This window comes from Microbacterium esteraromaticum, assembly GCF_028747645.1.
GTDB classification, from domain to species: domain Bacteria; phylum Actinomycetota; class Actinomycetes; order Actinomycetales; family Microbacteriaceae; genus Microbacterium; species Microbacterium esteraromaticum_C.
Genome location: NZ_CP118100.1, coordinates 2,801,912 through 2,818,273 on the forward strand (window position 1 = coordinate 2,801,912; position 16,362 = coordinate 2,818,273).

Below are 16,362 nucleotides of genomic sequence, written 5' to 3' on the forward strand. Positions count from 1 at the left end.
TTCCAGCCAATCGCCCGCTTCTTGCGCATCGGAGACAACGAGCTCGGATTCTGCTTCTCTCAGCACGACTGTGCTCGCCTGATTGCCGTTCTGGGCTTTCAACACGAGGTCGCGCAACAGTTGCGACTTGCCCGCATTGTTGGCCCCAACGACGCACGTAACCCCCGCGGCAACAAGTGGGACGCGGTCCCCAAGGGTGGACGTGATGCTCTCGAACCGAAACCTCATCGTCATCGTCCTGCTCCTTCGCTCCTGCTGCGGTCCGACAGCCCCCGCGTCATGCTTTGCGATCTATCCCTACCAGAGGAGATCGTATCGGGCGGCGCTCCCTATCTAGAGCTTCCGAATCGGCGTCATCCCGGCAGCGTCAGCACCGCCAGGTGCAGCGCCGCGAGCGTCTCACCGTCGTCGAGGTCAACGTCGAGCAGGTCCGAGATCAGCGTCAGCCGCTGGTAGAACACCGACCTCGACAGGTGCGACGACGCCGCTGCGGCCGTGCGACTGCCCGGGTGCGCGACCACGGCGCGCAGCACGCGCAGCAGGTCGCCGCCGTGCTGCTCATCGAACCGGATCAACGGCGCCAGCATCCGCTCACTGTGCTCCTGCAGGCGGTGATCGCCGCCGAGCTCGGTGACCAGGCGCGTCAGCGGCCGGTCATCGACGCGCCGCACCTCGGCAGGGCCGAGGCGCGCGGCCAGGAGCCGCGCCGGACGGACGGATGCCAACAGCTCGGCGACCGTCGACGCCGGTGTTCCGATCGCGAGCCCCGTCGGAAGCCCTGCCGCCGCGGCGGAGATCTGCGCCGACGACAGTTCCCGCCGCGCCGAGACGAGCACCACACCATCGCCATCGTGCACGGCGCCCATCGCCCGCGTATCAGCATCCGCATTTCGGGCATCCGTCGCGATGAGCGCCTCGACCAGACGCTGCACCTGCCCGGGCTGCGCCCGCGGCACCACCAGCACGCCGAGCGTACGCCCCACCACCGGCAGCCCCGCCGCCGCCAAGCGCGCCGCCACATCCGCGTCGCCGCTGTGGCCGCCCCCCGCGATCGCCTGAACGAGATCCCGCGCCGGGAGCACCTCCCAGGCCGTAGGGCCGTCGGCGAGCCGGGCGAAGGCCAGCGCTGTCGCGGCCAGCTCGAGCACGGTCAGCACCCCCGCCGGATGCTCCGCTCCGGGCAGCGCGACCAGCGCACCCCATCGCACGCCACGCGCCTGCACCGGCACCGTCAACAACTCCACGTCGCTGCGGGATCGGGCGGCCCACCCGGTGAGCACATCGGATGCCCGCACGTCGCGCACCTCGGCGGTGACCACCTCGCGCCCGGGCGTCTCGAGCACGATGGGCGCATCGAGCACGCGGGCCGTCTCGCGCACGACGACATCCGCGGGTGCGCCGCGCAGGCTCAGCCCGGTGAACAGCTCATGCAACCGCTGACGCTCCTGCAGCGCCTCCAGCTGCCCCGAGATGATCCGGCGATGCACCGCCTCGGTGACCGTCACGAACTTCACCACGCGTTCCAGGGCGATCAGCGCCAGACCCCGGGCGCGGCACGCGGCGATGAACGCCGGCGGTGCGACCGTGAAGCGTGTCCCGAGCTCGATCACGACCCCGGCGACGCCGGCCCCGGCCAGTCGGTCGGCCAGATCGTGCAGCGCGGCATCCGCCCCCGCCCAACCCGCTGCCGTCGTCAGCAGCAGCTCGCCGCCGTCAAGAAGGTCGGCCACCTGGTCACTGTCCGAGACGTGCACCCAGCGCACACGGGCATCCAGCGCCTCGCCGCCGACCAACACCTCGGGGGCGCCGCGCTGCAGCGCGTCCACACTGAGCACATCGCGCACACGAGGGAGCGCATCCTCTTCCGGACGATCTGTCTGATCCGCGCCGATGTCCTGACGATCTGCACCCACTCCCCCATCCTTGCCTCTGTCAGCATGGGGATCAAGCCACCCGTACCGATTCGGTCATTCTGTACGGCACATCCCCTGAATCTCGACGAGGAGCACATCTGTGAGCACCATCCGCCACTTCATCAACGGCGCCGACGCCGGCGAGACCGCCCGCACCCTGCCGGTGTACAACCCGGCCACCGGTGAGGTGCACCGTCAGGTTGCGGCCGCCTCGGCCGACGAGGTCTCCCACGCGATCGCCACGGCGAAGGCCGCCGCCCCGGCATGGCGGTCGTCGAGCCTCATCAAGCGCGCCGACGTCTTCTTCCGCCTGCGCCAGATCCTCGTCGAGCGCACCGACGAGCTCGCCGCGATCATCACCAGCGAGCACGGCAAGGTGCTCTCGGACGCCGCCGGCGAGGTCTCACGCGGCATCGAGAACGTCGAGTTCGCCGCGGGCCTGCTGCACCACCTCAAGGGCGAGCGCGCCGAGCAGGTCGCGCGCGGCGTCGACGTGCACTCCGTCAAGCAGCCGGTGGGCGTGGTGGCGTGCATCACGCCGTTCAACTTCCCCGTCATGGTTCCGCTGTGGATGATCGCCTCGGCCATCGCCTGCGGCAACACCGTCGTACTCAAGCCCAGCGAGAAGGACCCCTCGGCCGCGCTCTGGATCGCCCGCGCCTTCCAGGAGGCCGGCCTGCCCGACGGCGTACTCAACGTCGTCAACGGCGACAAGACCGCCGTCGACGCCCTGCTCGACGCGCGCGACGTCGCCGCCATCAGCTTCGTCGGCTCGACCCCGATCGCGAAGTCGATCTACGAGCGGGCCTCGGCCAACGGCAAGCGCGTGCAGGCACTCGGCGGCGCCAAGAACCACATGGTCGTCATGCCCGACGCCGATATCGAGGCCGCCTCCGCCGCCGCCATCTCGGCCGCCTACGGCTCGGCAGGCGAGCGCTGCATGGCCGTCTCGGTGCTCGTCGCCGTCGGCGACATCGCCGACGGGCTCGTCGAGGGCATCCGCTCACGCATCGGCGACCTGCGCATCGGCGACGGCACCGACCCGGCCAGCGAGATGGGCCCGCTCATCACCCGTGAGCACCGCGACAAGGTCGAGTCGTACGTCACCGGCGCCGCAGCCGAGGGCGCCACCGTCGTCGTCGACGGCACGCAGAAGCGCTTCGACAATGACGGGTTCTTCACCGGCGTCACCCTGCTCGACAACGTGCGCCCCGGCATGAAGGCCTACGACGAAGAGATCTTCGGCCCCGTGCTGTCGGTCGTGCGCGTCGAGACCTACGCCGACGCCGTCGAGCTCATCAACGCCAACGCCTTCGGCAACGGCACCGCGATCTTCACCCGCGACGGCGGCACCGCCCGCCAGTTCGAATTCGACATCGAGGTCGGCATGGTCGGCGTCAACGTGCCGATCCCCGTGCCCGTGGGCGCGTTCTCGTTCGGCGGATGGAAGAACTCCCTGTTCGGCGACTCGCACATCTACGGCCCCGAATCGATCCACTTCTACACCCGCTCCAAGGTCGTCACCACCCGCTGGCCCGACCACACCCCCGCCCAGATCGACCTCGGCTTCCCGAGCAACCACTGATCGCGAAGGAGACACCGACATGGCACAGTTCACCGACCGGCACGGCGTGCAGCATCCGCTCCCCGCACCCGAGGCCGAGGCGCAGGTGCGCGCCGACGACCGCTCCCACGTGTTCCACTCGTGGAGCGCCCAGGCGATGATCGACCCGCTGCCGGTCGCCGCCGGCGAGGGATCGACGTTCTGGGACTACGCGGGCAACGCGTACCTCGACTTCTCCAGCCAGCTGGTCAACCTCAACCTCGGTCACCAGCATCCCGATCTCGTCGCGTCGATCCAGCAGCAGGCCGGACGCCTCGCGACCATCCAGCCCGCCGTCGCCAACGACGTGCGCGGCGAGCTGGCCCGCCTCATCAGCGAGGTCGCCCCGGACGGGTTCGAGAAGGTGTTCTTCACCAACGGCGGCGCCGAGGCGAACGAGTACGCCGTGCGCATGGCCCGCCAGGCCACGGGACGCCGCAAGGTGCTCTCGATGTACCGCAGCTACCACGGCTCGACCTCGACCGCGATCTCGCTGACCGGCGACCCGCGCCGCTGGGCAAACGAAGTCAGCGACGCCGGAGCCGTGCGCTTCTTCGGCCCCTACCTGTACCGCTCGCCGTTCCACTCGACCACCCTCGCCGAGGAGTCGCAGCGTGCGCTGGAGCACCTCGAGCAGACGATCGTGCTCGAGGGGCCCTCGACCATCGCGGCGATCATCATCGAGACGGTCGTGGGCACCAACGGTGTGCTCGTGCCGCCGCCCGGCTACCTGCAGGGCGTGCGCGAGCTCTGCGACCGGTACGGCATCGTGTACATCGCCGACGAGGTCATGGTCGGCTTCGGCCGCCTGGGTGAATGGTTCGGCATCCACGCGTTCGACGCCCAGCCCGACCTGATCACCTTCGCCAAGGGCGTCAACTCGGGCTACGTGCCCCTCGGTGGAGTCGTCATCTCGGATGCCATCGCGGCGCACTTCGACAAGACCGCATTCCCCGGCGGGCTGACCTACTCGGGGCATCCGCTGGCCTGCGCCGCCGGTGTGGCGACGTTCGAGGTGTTCCGACGCGACGGCATCCTCGAGCGGGTGCGCGACCTGGGCGAGCGCGTCGTCGAGCCGACACTGCGCGCGTGGGTCGACGCCCACCCGAGCGTCGGCGAGGTGCGCGGTCGCGGTCTGTTCTGGGCCGTCGAGCTGGTGCGCGACAAGGAGACCCGCGAGCCGCTGGTGCCGTTCAACGCGGCGGGAGCGGATGCTGCGCCGATGGGCGCGTTCGCTGCGGCGGCGAAGAAGGGCGGCGTGTGGCCGTTCACGCACTTCAACCGCATGCACGTCGCCCCGCCGCTGGTGATCAGCGAGGACGACCTGGTGCGTGGCCTGGCCGTGCTCGACGACGCCCTCTCGGTCGCCGACGAGTACACCGCCTGACACCCACCCGGCACTTCCTCACGAGGGGTCAGTAAACGCGGCATCGGGCACCCCCGACCCGACGTTTATTGGCCCCTCGTGGTGTGTGGCCCCTCGTGGTGTTGTGGCCCCCTCGTGGTGTTGGGCAGCTGTTGCGCGGGGACGACGAAGGGCGCCGGGGAAAACCCCGGCGCCCTTCGCGCTGTTCTGCGTGTCTCAGCGACTCACGTGTCAGCGCACGGGATCCAGCAGCGGGATCTCGTAGCGGTGCGGCGTACCGAAGCGGTGCGCCGTGACCGAGACGGCCTGCTCGCGCAGGAACGTCAGCAGCTCGACACGACCGGCCGCGACGACCGGGTTCGCGTAGATCGCCAGGCTCGGCGAGCCGTTCACGGCGGATGCTGTCGCACCGGCATCCGATCCGACCAGGCGCACGCGACCGTCGGCGTCGGCCAGGCGACGGGCGTGACCCGCCCAGGCCTGCGCGTCTTCGGTCACGACGACGACATCGTGCGCACCCAGCCAGGTGACGACGGGGTTCGGCAGGGCCGACGCCGTGCTCACCGTGACGCGCGAGCCGGCGCGCACACCGGCGGCAGCGACGCGGATCAGGTCGACGATACGGCCACCGTCGAAACGGATGGCGGCGGGGATCGCCTGGTAGCGCAGGGCGTTGTGCTCGGTCACCAGACCGGTGGCATCGCGGACGACACCGAACTCGTCCGCCCACGCGTCGATGTCGGTGGCGAGGGCGCCGCGCAGCCAGGCCGCCTCATCGCCGTCGACCAGCTTGACGGCCGACAGGCCCAGCTCATCCAGCGGACGCGAGGTCGAGACGGGGGCATCCGTCCACTCCGACAGACCGACGAGGTAGTTCGGGCCACCGGCCTTGGTACCCGCGCCGACGGCGGCCTTCTTCCATCCGCCGAACGGCTGGCGCTGCACGATGGCGCCCGTGGTGCCGCGGTTGACGTAGACGTTGCCGGCCTCGATGCGCGAGAGCCACTGCTGGATCTCAGCCTCGTCGAGCGAGTGCAGACCCGAGGTCAGGCCGTACTCGATCGCGTTGACGATGTCGATCGCCTCATCGAGCGTCTCGGCGGTCATCACACCGAGCACGGGGCCGAAGTACTCGACCATGTGGAACTCACTGCCCGGCTGGACACCCTCGCGGATGCCCGGACGCCACAGACGACCCTCGTCGTCGAGCTTCTTCGGCTCGAGCATCCACGACTGTCCCGGGTGCAGCTGCGTGAGCGCTCCGAGCAGCTTGCCCTCAGCGGGTCCGATCAGCGGACCGATGCGGGTCGAGCCGTTGCTGGGCGCGCCGACCTCGTACGCGCTGACCGCGTCGAGCAGCTGGCGACGGAAGCGGTCCGACTTCGCGACCGAGCCGACCAGCACCACCAGCGATGCGGCGGAGCACTTCTGACCGGCGTGACCGAACGCCGAGTAGACGGCGTCCTTGGCGGCGAGGTCGAGGTCGGCCGAGGGAGTCACGATCAGGGCGTTCTTGCCGCTGGTCTCGGCCAGCAGCGGCAGGTCGTTGCGGAACCCGCGGAACAGTTCGGCGGTCTCGTAGCCGCCGGTGAGGATCACGCGGCCCACGGCCGGGTCGCTGACCAGCTGGGTGCCCAGCTCGCGTCCGTCGAGCTGCACGTACTGCAGCACATCGCGCGGTACACCGGCCTCCCACAGCGCCTCGACCATGACGGCGCCGGAGCGGCGTGCCTGGCGTGCGGGCTTGATGATCACCGGCGAGCCGGTGGCGAGAGCCGACAGCACGGAGCCGGCGGGGATCGCGACGGGGAAGTTCCACGGCGGGGTGACGACCGTCAGGCCGACCGGCTGCATCGTGGCACCGTCGACGTCTGCGAGCTTCTTGGCGCTCTCGGCGTAGTAGTGCGCGAAGTCGATCGCCTCGGACACCTCGGGGTCGCCCTGTTCGATGACCTTGCCGGCTTCCGAACCCATGACCTCGAGCAGGTCACCGCGGTGCGCCTCGAGGATGTCACCGGCACGGTGCAGGATCTCGGCACGACCGGCGGCACCCAGCTCACGCCAGGCCTCGCCGGCGGCGACCGCCGTTGCGATGCGCTCGTCGACCTGTGCGGCCGAGTTCAGCGTGTTCGCCGCGACGGTGTCGTTGCCGAGCGTCGAGCCCTCCATGCGGGCGCGGATGGCGTCGCCCCAGGCACGGTTGGCCGCCAGCGACGGGTCGGTGTCGGGGGTGTTGATGAAGCCGTCGCGCAGTGCGGGCGCCGCGGGCTTGCTGCGGTCCTGCACACGGTTCGGACCGGGAACCTCGGTGGGCATCGAGGCGACGGATGCCAGGAAGCGCTGCTTCTCGCGATCGAACAGCTTCGCGTCGGCGTCGAGATCGAACACGGCCGACATGAAGTTCTCGTGGCTGGCGCCCTCTTCAAGGCGACGGATCAGGTAAGCGATCGCAACGTCGAACTCGTCGGGGTGCACGACCGGCGTGTACAGCAGCAGCGAGCCGACGGTGCGCTTGACGACCTCGGCCTGCGCCGAGGCCATGCCCAGCAGCATCTCGAACTCGATGCCGCTGGTGGCGCCCCGCTTCTCAGCGAGAAGCCAGGCCAGGGCGATGTCGAAGAGGTTGTGACCGGCCACACCGATGCGCACGTTCTTGACGCGCTCGGCCTGCAGCGAGTAGTCCAGGACGGCCTTGTACGAGGCATCCGACTCCTGCTTGGTCGACCAGGTCGCCAGCTCCCAGCCGTGCGACTCGGCGTCGACGGTCTCCATGGGCAGGTTGGCGCCCTTGACGACGCGCACCTTGATCGGCGCACCGCCGGCGGCCACGCGTGCGGCGGCCCACTCCTGAAGCTGGATCATCGCGCCGAGGGCGTCGGGCAGGTAGGCCTGCAGCACGATGCCGGCCTCGACGTTCTGGAACTCGGGACGGTCGAGGATGCGCGTGAAGACCGCGATGGTGAGGTCGAGGTCCTTGTACTCCTCCATGTCGAGGTTGATGAAGGTGCCGTTCGCCTTGGCGACCTCGTACAGCGGGCGCAGTGCCTCGATGGCCTCGTCGACGGCCTCGTCGAACGCCCAGGGGCTGTGCGGGGCAACGGTCGAGGACACCTTGATCGAGACGTAGTCGACGTCGTCGCGCTCGAGCAGGCGGCGCGTGCCGGCCAGACGACGGGCGGCCTCTTCCTGACCGAGGATGGCCTCGCCGAGCAGGTTGACGTTCAGGCGCACGTTCTCGGCCGAGCGGATGCGGCGGATGGCCGAGCCCAGCTGGGCGTCGCGGGCGTCGACGATGAGGTGGCGCACCATGCCCCGCAGCACGCGACGGCTGATCGGCACGACGATCCCGGGCAGGATCGGGGCGAAAGCGCCGCCCAGGGCGATGGCGCCGCGCAGCGGTGCGGGCAGGAACTTGGGGGTCAGCGGCACGATCTCGCGCAGGGCACGAGCGGCGACCTTGGTGTCTTCGGGGCGCACGACGCCGTCGACGAAGCCGACGGTGAATGCGAGGCCGTTCTCGTCGCGCAGCACGCCGGCCAGGCGCTGTGCGGCGACATCGGTAGGAACTTCGCGGCTCTGCACGAGCCACTGACGGACGAGTGCGACAGCGTCGTCGGCGAGCTCGGCGAGCTCGGCGGACGTGTCGGAGTCGGGAAGCAGAGGGGTGGTCATGTTCTCAGAATGCGGCCTGAGATCCCTAAAGAAAAGCGAACTTTTACGACGATGACTGTTTGGTTTCATCGATGGTTTTGTGGCGGGTGCGCCTACGGCGCCACCTTGCGGTGCGCGGCGAACGCGTCGGCAAGCGCCGCGCGCACCAGCGTCACGCTCTCGGATGCCCGTGCCGCCGACCGCACGGCGGTGAAAACCTCGCGCACGGGGGCGCCGGGAAGGGTCGCCAGACTCATGCCGCTGGGCTCATCTCCCCAGATCAGATCGGGCAACAACCCCACCGCATGACCCGCCGCGATGAGCCTCAGGTGAGCGGTCAGATCGTCGGCCTCGAACCGCACATCGGGCTCGAAACCCGCGGCCCGGCATTGCTGCACGGCCCAGTGGCGCACGGCCGTACCGGCCGGCTCCATGACCCAGACCCGGTCGGCGAGTTCGGCCAGACCACGCGGCTCTTCATCGGGCGGGAGCACGATGCGGATCGGATCCTCGCCCAGCAGTCGATGTTCGAGACCGGCGTGCACCTCGCGGGTGTGCCCCGGGTACTGTTCGGCGATCACCAGATCGAATCGGCGCGCAGACAACTCGAACAGGCTCTTCTCGGGCGGCAGCTCGGCCAGCTCCACACGCAGCTGCGGGGCGCGTTCGGCCAGCAGCGTCAGCGCAGCCGGCACGATCGTCTGCGCCGCTGTCGGCATCGCGGCCAACCGCACGGGTTCGAGTGCCCCCGGCGCCGACAGCTCCGCGCGAGCTGCCTCGTCCAGTTCGAGCGCGCGAGCGGCGTGCTCTGCCAGCATCCGCCCCTCGGCCGTCAGTCGTACCCGGCGCCCGTCCGGTTCGAGCAGCGGTACCCCCGCTTCGCGTTCCAGCAGCGCGAGCTGCTGCGAGACCGTCGACGGACTGTACGACAGCGAGGCCGCCACCCCGGCGATCGTGCCGCGCAGTGCCAGCTCATGCAACAGGCGCAGGCGCCTCAGCTCGAACACGTGCCCATCCTAATTGCGGCCACCGCGGCACGCCTCAGATCGTGCGGACGTACGCGTGCGGCATCCGCTCGTGCATCACCCGGATCGCATCGGCGTTGTCGTCGACGAGCACCGCGTGCCGTCCGAGTGGGGCAGCCACGGCCCCGAGCGTCCCCGATCCCGCGAACAGGTCGAGCACACGATCTCCGGGCCGACTGGACGCCTGCACGATACGGCGCAGCACCCCCTCGGGCTTCTGCGTCGGGTATCCCGTCTTCTCGCGGCCGGTGGTCGGCACGATGGTGTGCCACCAGACGTCGGTGGGCAACTTGCCGCGCGCGGCCTTCTCGGCGGTCACGAGCCCCGGCGCCATATACGGCTCACGATCGACGGCATCCGAGTCGAAGTAGTGCGCGCCGGGCGTCTTGGCGTAGACCAGGATCGTGTCGTGCTTGGTGGGCCAGCGCCTGCGCGACTTGGCGCCGTAGTCGTACGCCCAGATCAGCTCGTTGAGAAAGGCGTCGCGGCCGAACACGGCGTCGAGCATCACCTTGGCGTAGTGCGCTTCTCGGTAGTCGAGGTGCAGATACAGGGTGCCGTCGGCGGCCAGCAGCCGCCACGCCTCTTCCAGGCGGGGGATGAGAAAGTCGCCGTAGTCGTCGAAACGGTCGTCATATGCGCGCAGCATGCCGCGCACGCGCTCGTACGTGTGGCCATGGAACCCCTGGCGCACCTCGCGGTCGACGCTCGGCTCGTCGGCTTCCGGTTCACAACTCCGGAGATCTGCGGCAGATTCGGCAGAATCTGCCGGTTCTGGGCCGGGATCATCCAGATTCTCCGGAGTTGCGTGCAGGCGACGGGCGGTGACGACCTGCCGTTCACGGGTGCGCCCGGTGTTGAACGGCGGATCGAGGTAGACGAGGGTGAACGACCCGGATGCCAGGGTGGGCGCGACGGCCAGATTGTCGCCCTGGATGATCTCGACCGAGCCCCGAGCAGCGGACTCGGTCACGGAACCCTGTGCAGCCACGCGTCGGTGGCGAACTTCGACTGCACCAGTTGCTCGGCTGCCGCGTACTCGTCGTCCGAGATCGCGCCGTCCTCGGCGCCGGTGAGCGCGCGGAACGTGCTCTTGAATCGCTCGATGATCTCGGACCGCTCCATGCCGGTCTGCGTGCGCAGCGGGTCGACGCGTTTCGCGGCCGACGTGGTGCCCTTGTCGCTGAGCTTCTCGCGTCCGATGCGCAGCACTTCGGTCATCATCTGGCCGTCGATGTCGTACGAGATGGTGGCGTGGTGCAGCACGCCACCGTTGGCGAGGCGCTTCTGCGCCGCACCGCCGATCTTGCCGGTGGGTGAGGCGATGTCGTTGAGCGGCTGATACGTCGCCTCGATACCGAGCGAGCGCAGCGCCTGCAGCACCCAGTCGTCGAGGAAGGCGTACGAGTCGGCGAACGTCATGCCCTGCACGAGGGATGCCGGAACGTACAGCGAGTACGTGATGATCTGACCCGCGGCCATCATCATCGCGCCGCCACCCGAGATGCGGCGCACGACGTCGAAGCCGTGCTTCACGGCACCGTCGGGGTCGACCTCGTTGCGGTACGACTGGAACGAGCCGATCACCACGGCCGATTCGTCCCACTCCCAGATGCGCAGGGTGGGGCGCCGACGCCCTTCGCCGACGCGGGCGGTGAGCACCTCGTCGAGGGCGAGGTTCATACGCGGCGAGACTGCTTTCTCGTGCACGACCTCCCAGTCGAAGTCACTCCATCCGGGGGCGGTGACCAGGGCGCGCCGCACGGCAGTGCCGACGGCCTCGGGCGAGAACCCGAGCAGCTGCGCGCCGTCGGGCAGGGCCGCGCGCACGGCGGCGGCGATCGTGGCCGAGTCAGCCTCGACCGGCATACCCTCGACCGCGGCGTTGATGGCGTCGAGGGCCGTGTCGGGTTCGAGGAAGAAATCGCCCGCGAGGCGGAAGTCGCGGATCAGGCCGTCTTCGACCTCGAGATCGACGACGACGAGCTTTCCACCGGGAACCTTGTACTCACCATGCACCCGTCCAGCTTAAGCCGCCGGGGCGCGAGCGCACCGGGTTCACTCCCGGACGGGCACCCTCGCGTCGAGCCAGGCCAGCAGGTCGGCACGCACGGATTCGGCCTGCAGTTCGTGGAAGATCTCGTGCCGGGCATCGGGGTACACCAGTGTGGTGACGTCGGTGAGCCCGGATCGCGTGCGGTAGGCGTCGGCGAGTTTGTGCACACTGCGGGGGCCGCCGACCGGATCGTCACCGCCGACCATGAGCAGCACGGGGATGTCGCGTCCGAGATCGCGTGCCGGTCGGCCGTACAGGCGCAGCGCCTCGATCGGACCGAACAGCTTCAACAGCGGCGTCTCGGTCGTGAGCGGGTCGTCGCGGAACGCCTCCCACACGGCGGGGTCGCGCGAGAGCCACTCCAGGCCGTGCGCGTCGGGCCCCGCCCAGCGCGCGTTCAACGGCGCCGCATTCAGGTCACCGGGGGTGCGCAGCGCCGAGCCGGTCAGCACGACGGCGTCGTACGCCTCGGGATGCTGGTTCACCAGCATCTGCGACAGGAACGACCCCCAGGAATGACCGATCAGCACGAGCGGCAGTTCCGGATGCTGGGTGCGGATGATCCCGGTGAGCTGCCAGCAGGCGGCGACGGCGGCGCGCAGACCGCCCGGACCCAGTCGGCCCAGCTTCGCCGGGCCGCCGTGTTGTCTGATGCCGGTGCGCCCGTGGCCGCGGTGGTCGTCGGCGTAGACGTGGAGGCCGGCCGCCGTGAGAGCGTCGATGACGGCCCCGTACCGACCGGCGTGCTCACCGACGCCGTGCAGCAGCTGCACGACGCCGCGCGGTTCGCCCTCTGCCGTGTACACGTCGTACACGATCGAGATCCCGTGGGCGTCGACGAACTCGGCTGTTGTGGGTGCGGCCATGGCCCGAGTCTACGGATTTCGCTCGGCGCGGGTCAGGCGACGACCGGGGCGAGGGCGGCGACGACGGCCAGTGCCGCGTCGCGATCGGTGGTCTCGTAGCCGCCGACGCCGTCGCTGGCGGATCCCAGGCGGACTCCCCCATCGGCGGTCACCGTGCGCTTGGCCGAGAAGTGCACCGCGTCGACTCCGGTGGCGGCGATCGCGACGACGTCGGATGCCGTGATGCCGCTTCCCGCCATGACCTCGATGCCGCCGTCGGCCTCGGCGACGAGCGCGCGCAGCACGTCGACGCCGTCGACCGCGCGCGAGGCGCCGCCCGAGGTCAGGACACGTCGGATGCCGAGTTCTCGCGCCGTACGCAGCGCGGCGATCGGGTCGGGGGTGGTGTCGATCACACGGTGCAGCGTCACCGGGGCGCCAGCGGCAGCATCCACCAGTCGTGCGAGACCCTCCCGGTTGAGCGCGCCGTCGTCGCTCTGGCATCCGACGACGACACCGTGCGCACCCGCGGCGAGCGCGAGGCGCACATCGCGCGCCATGAGGGCGATCTCGTCGGCGTCGTAGTGGAAGTCGCCGGCACGGGAGCGCACCAGGGCGTGCACCTCGGGGCCGTCCTCCCCCGCGACCTCGCTGGTGATTTCGATCGTCGCCTGAGAGGGCGTGAGCCCGCCGAGGGCCAGCGCCTGGGTGAGTTCGACGCGCGCCGCACCCGCCTCGCGCGCGATGCGCATTCCGGCAGGGTCCTGGATGGCGAGTTCGAGCGCGAGTGACATGAAAACGATTTTCGCAGGATCGCCCTCGACGTCAAGTGTTCTGGTCTTTATTTTCATCGCCCCCGAAATGTATCCCCCGGAGCACCCAAAAGTTAGTTAGGCTATCTAAGCAATGACTGCCGATCTCCCCGCCACCGCCACTGAACTCCGCTACGCCGTCTTCCGCCTCGCCCGGCGCCTCCGCTGCGCGCGAGCCGTCGACTCCCTGAGCGACGCGCAGCTGGCGATCCTGGGCGGCCTGCGCGCGCACGGCAGGCACACGCTGTCGCGGCTCGCCGAGCGCGAACGCGTCACCGCGCCGACCATGAGCGCCATCGTCGGCGGGCTGGTCGAGATGGGTCTCGTCGTGCGCATCCCCGACGAGGACGACCGCCGCCGGGTGCACGTCGAGATCACCCCACAGGGCGAGGATGTGGTCACCGAGACCATCCGCCGCCGCGACGAGCTGCTGGCGGCGATGATCACCGACGCCGGCCTCGACGACAGCGACCTCGCGGTGCTGCGCGAGGCGGCCGCCCTGCTGCAGAGGATGGCCGACGCATGAGCGGCATGTTCCGGTCGTTCCGCACCTTCAACTACCGCACCTGGTTCCTCGGCGGCGTCATCTCGAACATCGGCGGCTGGATGCAGGCGACCGCCCAGGACTGGGTGGTGCTCACCGAGCTGACCGACAACGACGCCACCGCGATGGGCATCACCATGGCGCTGCAGTTCGGCCCGCCACTGGTGCTGGTGAGCATGACCGGTTGGGTGGCCGACCGGTTCGACCGGCGCAAGGTGCTTCTCGTGACGCAATCCACGCTGATGCTGCTGGCGCTCGGCGTCGCGGCGCTGCTGCTGACCGGCGTCATGACGCTTCCGCTGATGTTCTGCTTCGCGGCAGCGTTCGGCGTCGCGAACGCCTTCGACGCCCCGGCCCGCCAGGCGTTCGTGTCAGACATGGTGAGCATCGACGACGCCTCGAATGCCGTCGCGCTGAACTCAGCGGCGTTCAACATGGCCCGACTGATCGGCCCGGCCGTCGGCGGCCTGCTGATCGTCGTACTCGGCAGCGGGTGGGTGTTCGTCGCCAACGCCGTCACCTTCCTCGCCATGATCATCGCCCTGCTCGCGATGCGCGTGCACGAGCTGATCCCGCGCGCCAAGGACCACCGCTCGGGTGGCCTCGCCGAGGGCTTCCGGTACGTCTGGGGCCGGCCCGACCTCGTCGTGGTGTTCGTGATGGTGTTCCTGATCGGCGCGTTCGGCATGAACTTCCCGATCTTCGCCTCGACGATGGCTCTGGAGTTCGGCAAGGACGCCGATGGCTACGGCGTGCTCAGTTCGGTGCTCGCGATCGGATCAGTGGCGGGCGCACTGCTCGCGGCGCGGCGAGACCGCGCCCGGGTGAGGGTGCTGGTGCTCTCGGCGGGAGGGTTCGGGGTGGCATCCGTCCTCTCGGCGTTCGCGCCGACGTACTGGACCTACGCGCTGGTGCTCGTCTTCGTCGGGTTCAGCATCGTCTCGATGCTGACCACGGCCAACGGCTACGTGCAGACGACGACCGAGCCAGCGCTGCGCGGCCGAGTGCTCGCGCTGTACATGGCGGTCATCATGGGATCGACGCCGATCGGCGCGCCGATCGCCGGGTGGATCGTCGATGCTTTCTCGGCGCGCACCGCGATCGTCGTCGGCGGCGTCGCCGGCATCGTCGCGTTCGGGATCGGCGTCGGGTGGATGCTGTGGTCCGGCCGCCTGCACCGGCGCGAGGGGGCGAAGTTCAAGCTCACGCTCGACGAGACCCGACCGGTCTCGGTCGTGCGCGCGATGGAACCCGAGACCTTCGACGAGCGCACCGCGATCACCTCGCCGATCCGCCTGCCCCGCCTTCGCAAGAGCAAGCGCTGACCCGTGCAGCGGCATCCGCGCTCACTGCTCCTCGCGCTCGGCGCACTGACGGCCTTCGGCCCGCTCTCACTCGATGTCTACCTGCCGTCGCTGCCACAGCTCGGCAGTGACCTGGGCGCTTCCGAGTCGCTGACCCAGTTCACCTTGAGCGCGTGCATGATCGGCCTGGCGCTGGGCCAGCTGCTGTGGGGGCCGATCAGTGACCGGTACGGACGGCGGATGCCGCTGTTCATCGCGATCACCGGGTTCATCGTCACCTCGCTGCTGTGCGCCGTAGCACCCACGATCGAGGTGCTGATCGGCATCCGCATCGTGCAGGGACTGTGTGGCGCCGCCGGAATGGTGATCGCCCGCGCCGTGGTGCACGACCTGTTCTCGGGTGCCGAAGCGGTCGCGGCGTACTCCACACTCGCCGCCGTGCTCGGCATCACGCCGGTGCTCGCCCCGCTCGTGGGCGGCGGCATCGCCCTGGTGTCGGACTGGCGTGGCGTCTTCGTGACGCTCGCCGTGATCGGTGCGCTGCTGCTCGCGGTCGCCGCCCTCGCCGTCCCCGAGACGCACGCCCCCGACGACCGCACCGCCGGTGGCATCCGCAACGACTTCCGCGGCATCGGTGCGGCCCTCACGAACGGTCCGTTCATGCTCGCGGCCGCCACGCTCGGTCTCGCCTCGATCGCCCTGTTCTCGTACCTGCAGATGTCGCCGTTCGTGCTGCAGCAGCAGTACGGTCTGAGTCCGCAGGGCTTCGCCCTGGTGTTTGCGGCGAACTCGGTCGGCATCCTCGCCGCTGCGACCCTCAACCGGCGCCTCGCCCGCCGAGCCCCCGCTCAGCGGGTCGTGCGGTGGTCGTTGTCGATCGCCGCGGCAGCCGCGATCGCGGTGCTGCTGGCAGGGATGCTCGACTCGTCACTGCCGTGGCTGCTGGTGCCGCTGTTCGTCGTCATGTCATCGCACGGCATCAACAACCCCTCGCTCACCGCGCTCGGTTTGGGCCAGATCACGCGCAGCGCCGGGTCGGCATCCGCCGTGCTCGGCACCGTCTCGATGCTGCTGGGCGCCCTCGTGCCGCCGCTGGTCTCGCTGTTCGGAGTCTCGGCCGCGGTTCTCGGCGGAACCATGCTCGCAGCGCTCGTCGGGGCACTCGTGCTGCTGGCCGTGGCGAGCGCCCGCGGCGCCCGGAACGCGTAGCGCCGCCTCGCGCGAAGATCAGGCGCACGACGCG

At 69.8% G+C, this 16,362-nt stretch carries 12 protein-coding genes; 5 read left to right on the forward strand and 7 right to left on the reverse strand.

Annotated elements, in window-relative coordinates:
• Positions 1 to 353: 353 nt before the first annotated feature.
• Positions 354 to 1,913 carry a PucR family transcriptional regulator gene (locus PTQ19_RS13515; RefSeq protein ID WP_274367705.1) on the reverse strand — a complete coding sequence of 520 codons (1,560 nt, stop codon included), beginning with the start codon at positions 1,911 to 1,913 and terminating at the stop codon, positions 354 to 356.
• Between the two features lie 100 nt (positions 1,914 to 2,013).
• On the opposite strand from PTQ19_RS13515, the gene PTQ19_RS13520 reads away from it, so the two are divergent.
• Both PTQ19_RS13520 and PTQ19_RS13525 read left to right on the forward strand, forming a co-directional pair.
• Positions 2,014 to 3,498 (forward strand): CoA-acylating methylmalonate-semialdehyde dehydrogenase, encoded by a 1,485-nt coding sequence (locus tag PTQ19_RS13520; RefSeq protein WP_274367706.1) that lies wholly within the window; start codon positions 2,014 to 2,016, stop codon positions 3,496 to 3,498.
• Between the two features lie 19 nt (positions 3,499 to 3,517).
• Entirely contained in the window at positions 3,518 to 4,903 is a 1,386-nt protein-coding gene (locus PTQ19_RS13525; protein WP_206551145.1) for an aspartate aminotransferase family protein, read from the forward strand.
• 210 nt (positions 4,904 to 5,113) lie between these two features.
• Here the strand turns inward: PTQ19_RS13525 and PTQ19_RS13530 are convergent, their stop codons facing one another.
• The 6 genes from PTQ19_RS13530 to PTQ19_RS13555 all read right to left on the reverse strand — a co-directional run bounded on the left by PTQ19_RS13530 (position 5,114) and on the right by PTQ19_RS13555 (position 13,253).
• Positions 5,114 to 8,554, reverse strand: coding sequence for a bifunctional proline dehydrogenase/L-glutamate gamma-semialdehyde dehydrogenase (locus PTQ19_RS13530; protein ID WP_274367707.1), 3,441 nt, complete (start codon positions 8,552 to 8,554; stop codon positions 5,114 to 5,116).
• A gap of 92 nt (positions 8,555 to 8,646) precedes the next feature.
• Positions 8,647 to 9,540 carry a LysR family transcriptional regulator gene (locus tag PTQ19_RS13535; RefSeq protein WP_274367708.1) on the reverse strand — a complete coding sequence of 298 codons (894 nt, stop codon included), beginning with the start codon at positions 9,538 to 9,540 and terminating at the stop codon, positions 8,647 to 8,649.
• 34 nt (positions 9,541 to 9,574) lie between these two features.
• Positions 9,575 to 10,531, reverse strand: a complete 957-nt coding sequence (locus PTQ19_RS13540) for a DNA-methyltransferase (RefSeq protein ID WP_274367709.1) — start codon at positions 10,529 to 10,531, stop codon at positions 9,575 to 9,577.
• Entirely contained in the window at positions 10,528 to 11,577 is a 1,050-nt protein-coding gene (locus tag PTQ19_RS13545) for a lipoyl protein ligase domain-containing protein (protein ID WP_206822394.1), read from the reverse strand. Before PTQ19_RS13545 ends, PTQ19_RS13540 begins: the two co-directional genes overlap by 4 nt.
• 39 nt (positions 11,578 to 11,616) lie before the next feature.
• Positions 11,617 to 12,480 (reverse strand): alpha/beta fold hydrolase, encoded by an 864-nt coding sequence (locus PTQ19_RS13550; RefSeq protein WP_274367710.1) that lies wholly within the window; start codon positions 12,478 to 12,480, stop codon positions 11,617 to 11,619.
• Between the two features lie 32 nt (positions 12,481 to 12,512).
• Positions 12,513 to 13,253 carry a copper homeostasis protein CutC gene (locus tag PTQ19_RS13555; protein WP_274367711.1) on the reverse strand — a complete coding sequence of 247 codons (741 nt, stop codon included), beginning with the start codon at positions 13,251 to 13,253 and terminating at the stop codon, positions 12,513 to 12,515.
• Positions 13,254 to 13,365: 112 nt separating this feature from the next.
• On the opposite strand from PTQ19_RS13555, the gene PTQ19_RS13560 reads away from it, so the two are divergent.
• The 3 genes from PTQ19_RS13560 to PTQ19_RS13570 are packed head-to-tail and all read left to right on the forward strand — an operon-like array spanning position 13,366 to position 16,328.
• Positions 13,366 to 13,797 carry a MarR family winged helix-turn-helix transcriptional regulator gene (locus tag PTQ19_RS13560; RefSeq protein WP_179409883.1) on the forward strand — a complete coding sequence of 144 codons (432 nt, stop codon included), beginning with the start codon at positions 13,366 to 13,368 and terminating at the stop codon, positions 13,795 to 13,797.
• A gap of 5 nt (positions 13,798 to 13,802) precedes the next feature.
• Entirely contained in the window at positions 13,803 to 15,140 is a 1,338-nt protein-coding gene (locus tag PTQ19_RS13565; RefSeq protein ID WP_274369080.1) for an MFS transporter, read from the forward strand.
• A gap of 3 nt (positions 15,141 to 15,143) precedes the next feature.
• Entirely contained in the window at positions 15,144 to 16,328 is a 1,185-nt protein-coding gene (locus PTQ19_RS13570) for a multidrug effflux MFS transporter (protein ID WP_179409882.1), read from the forward strand.
• The last annotated feature ends 34 nt before the right edge of the window (positions 16,329 to 16,362 follow it).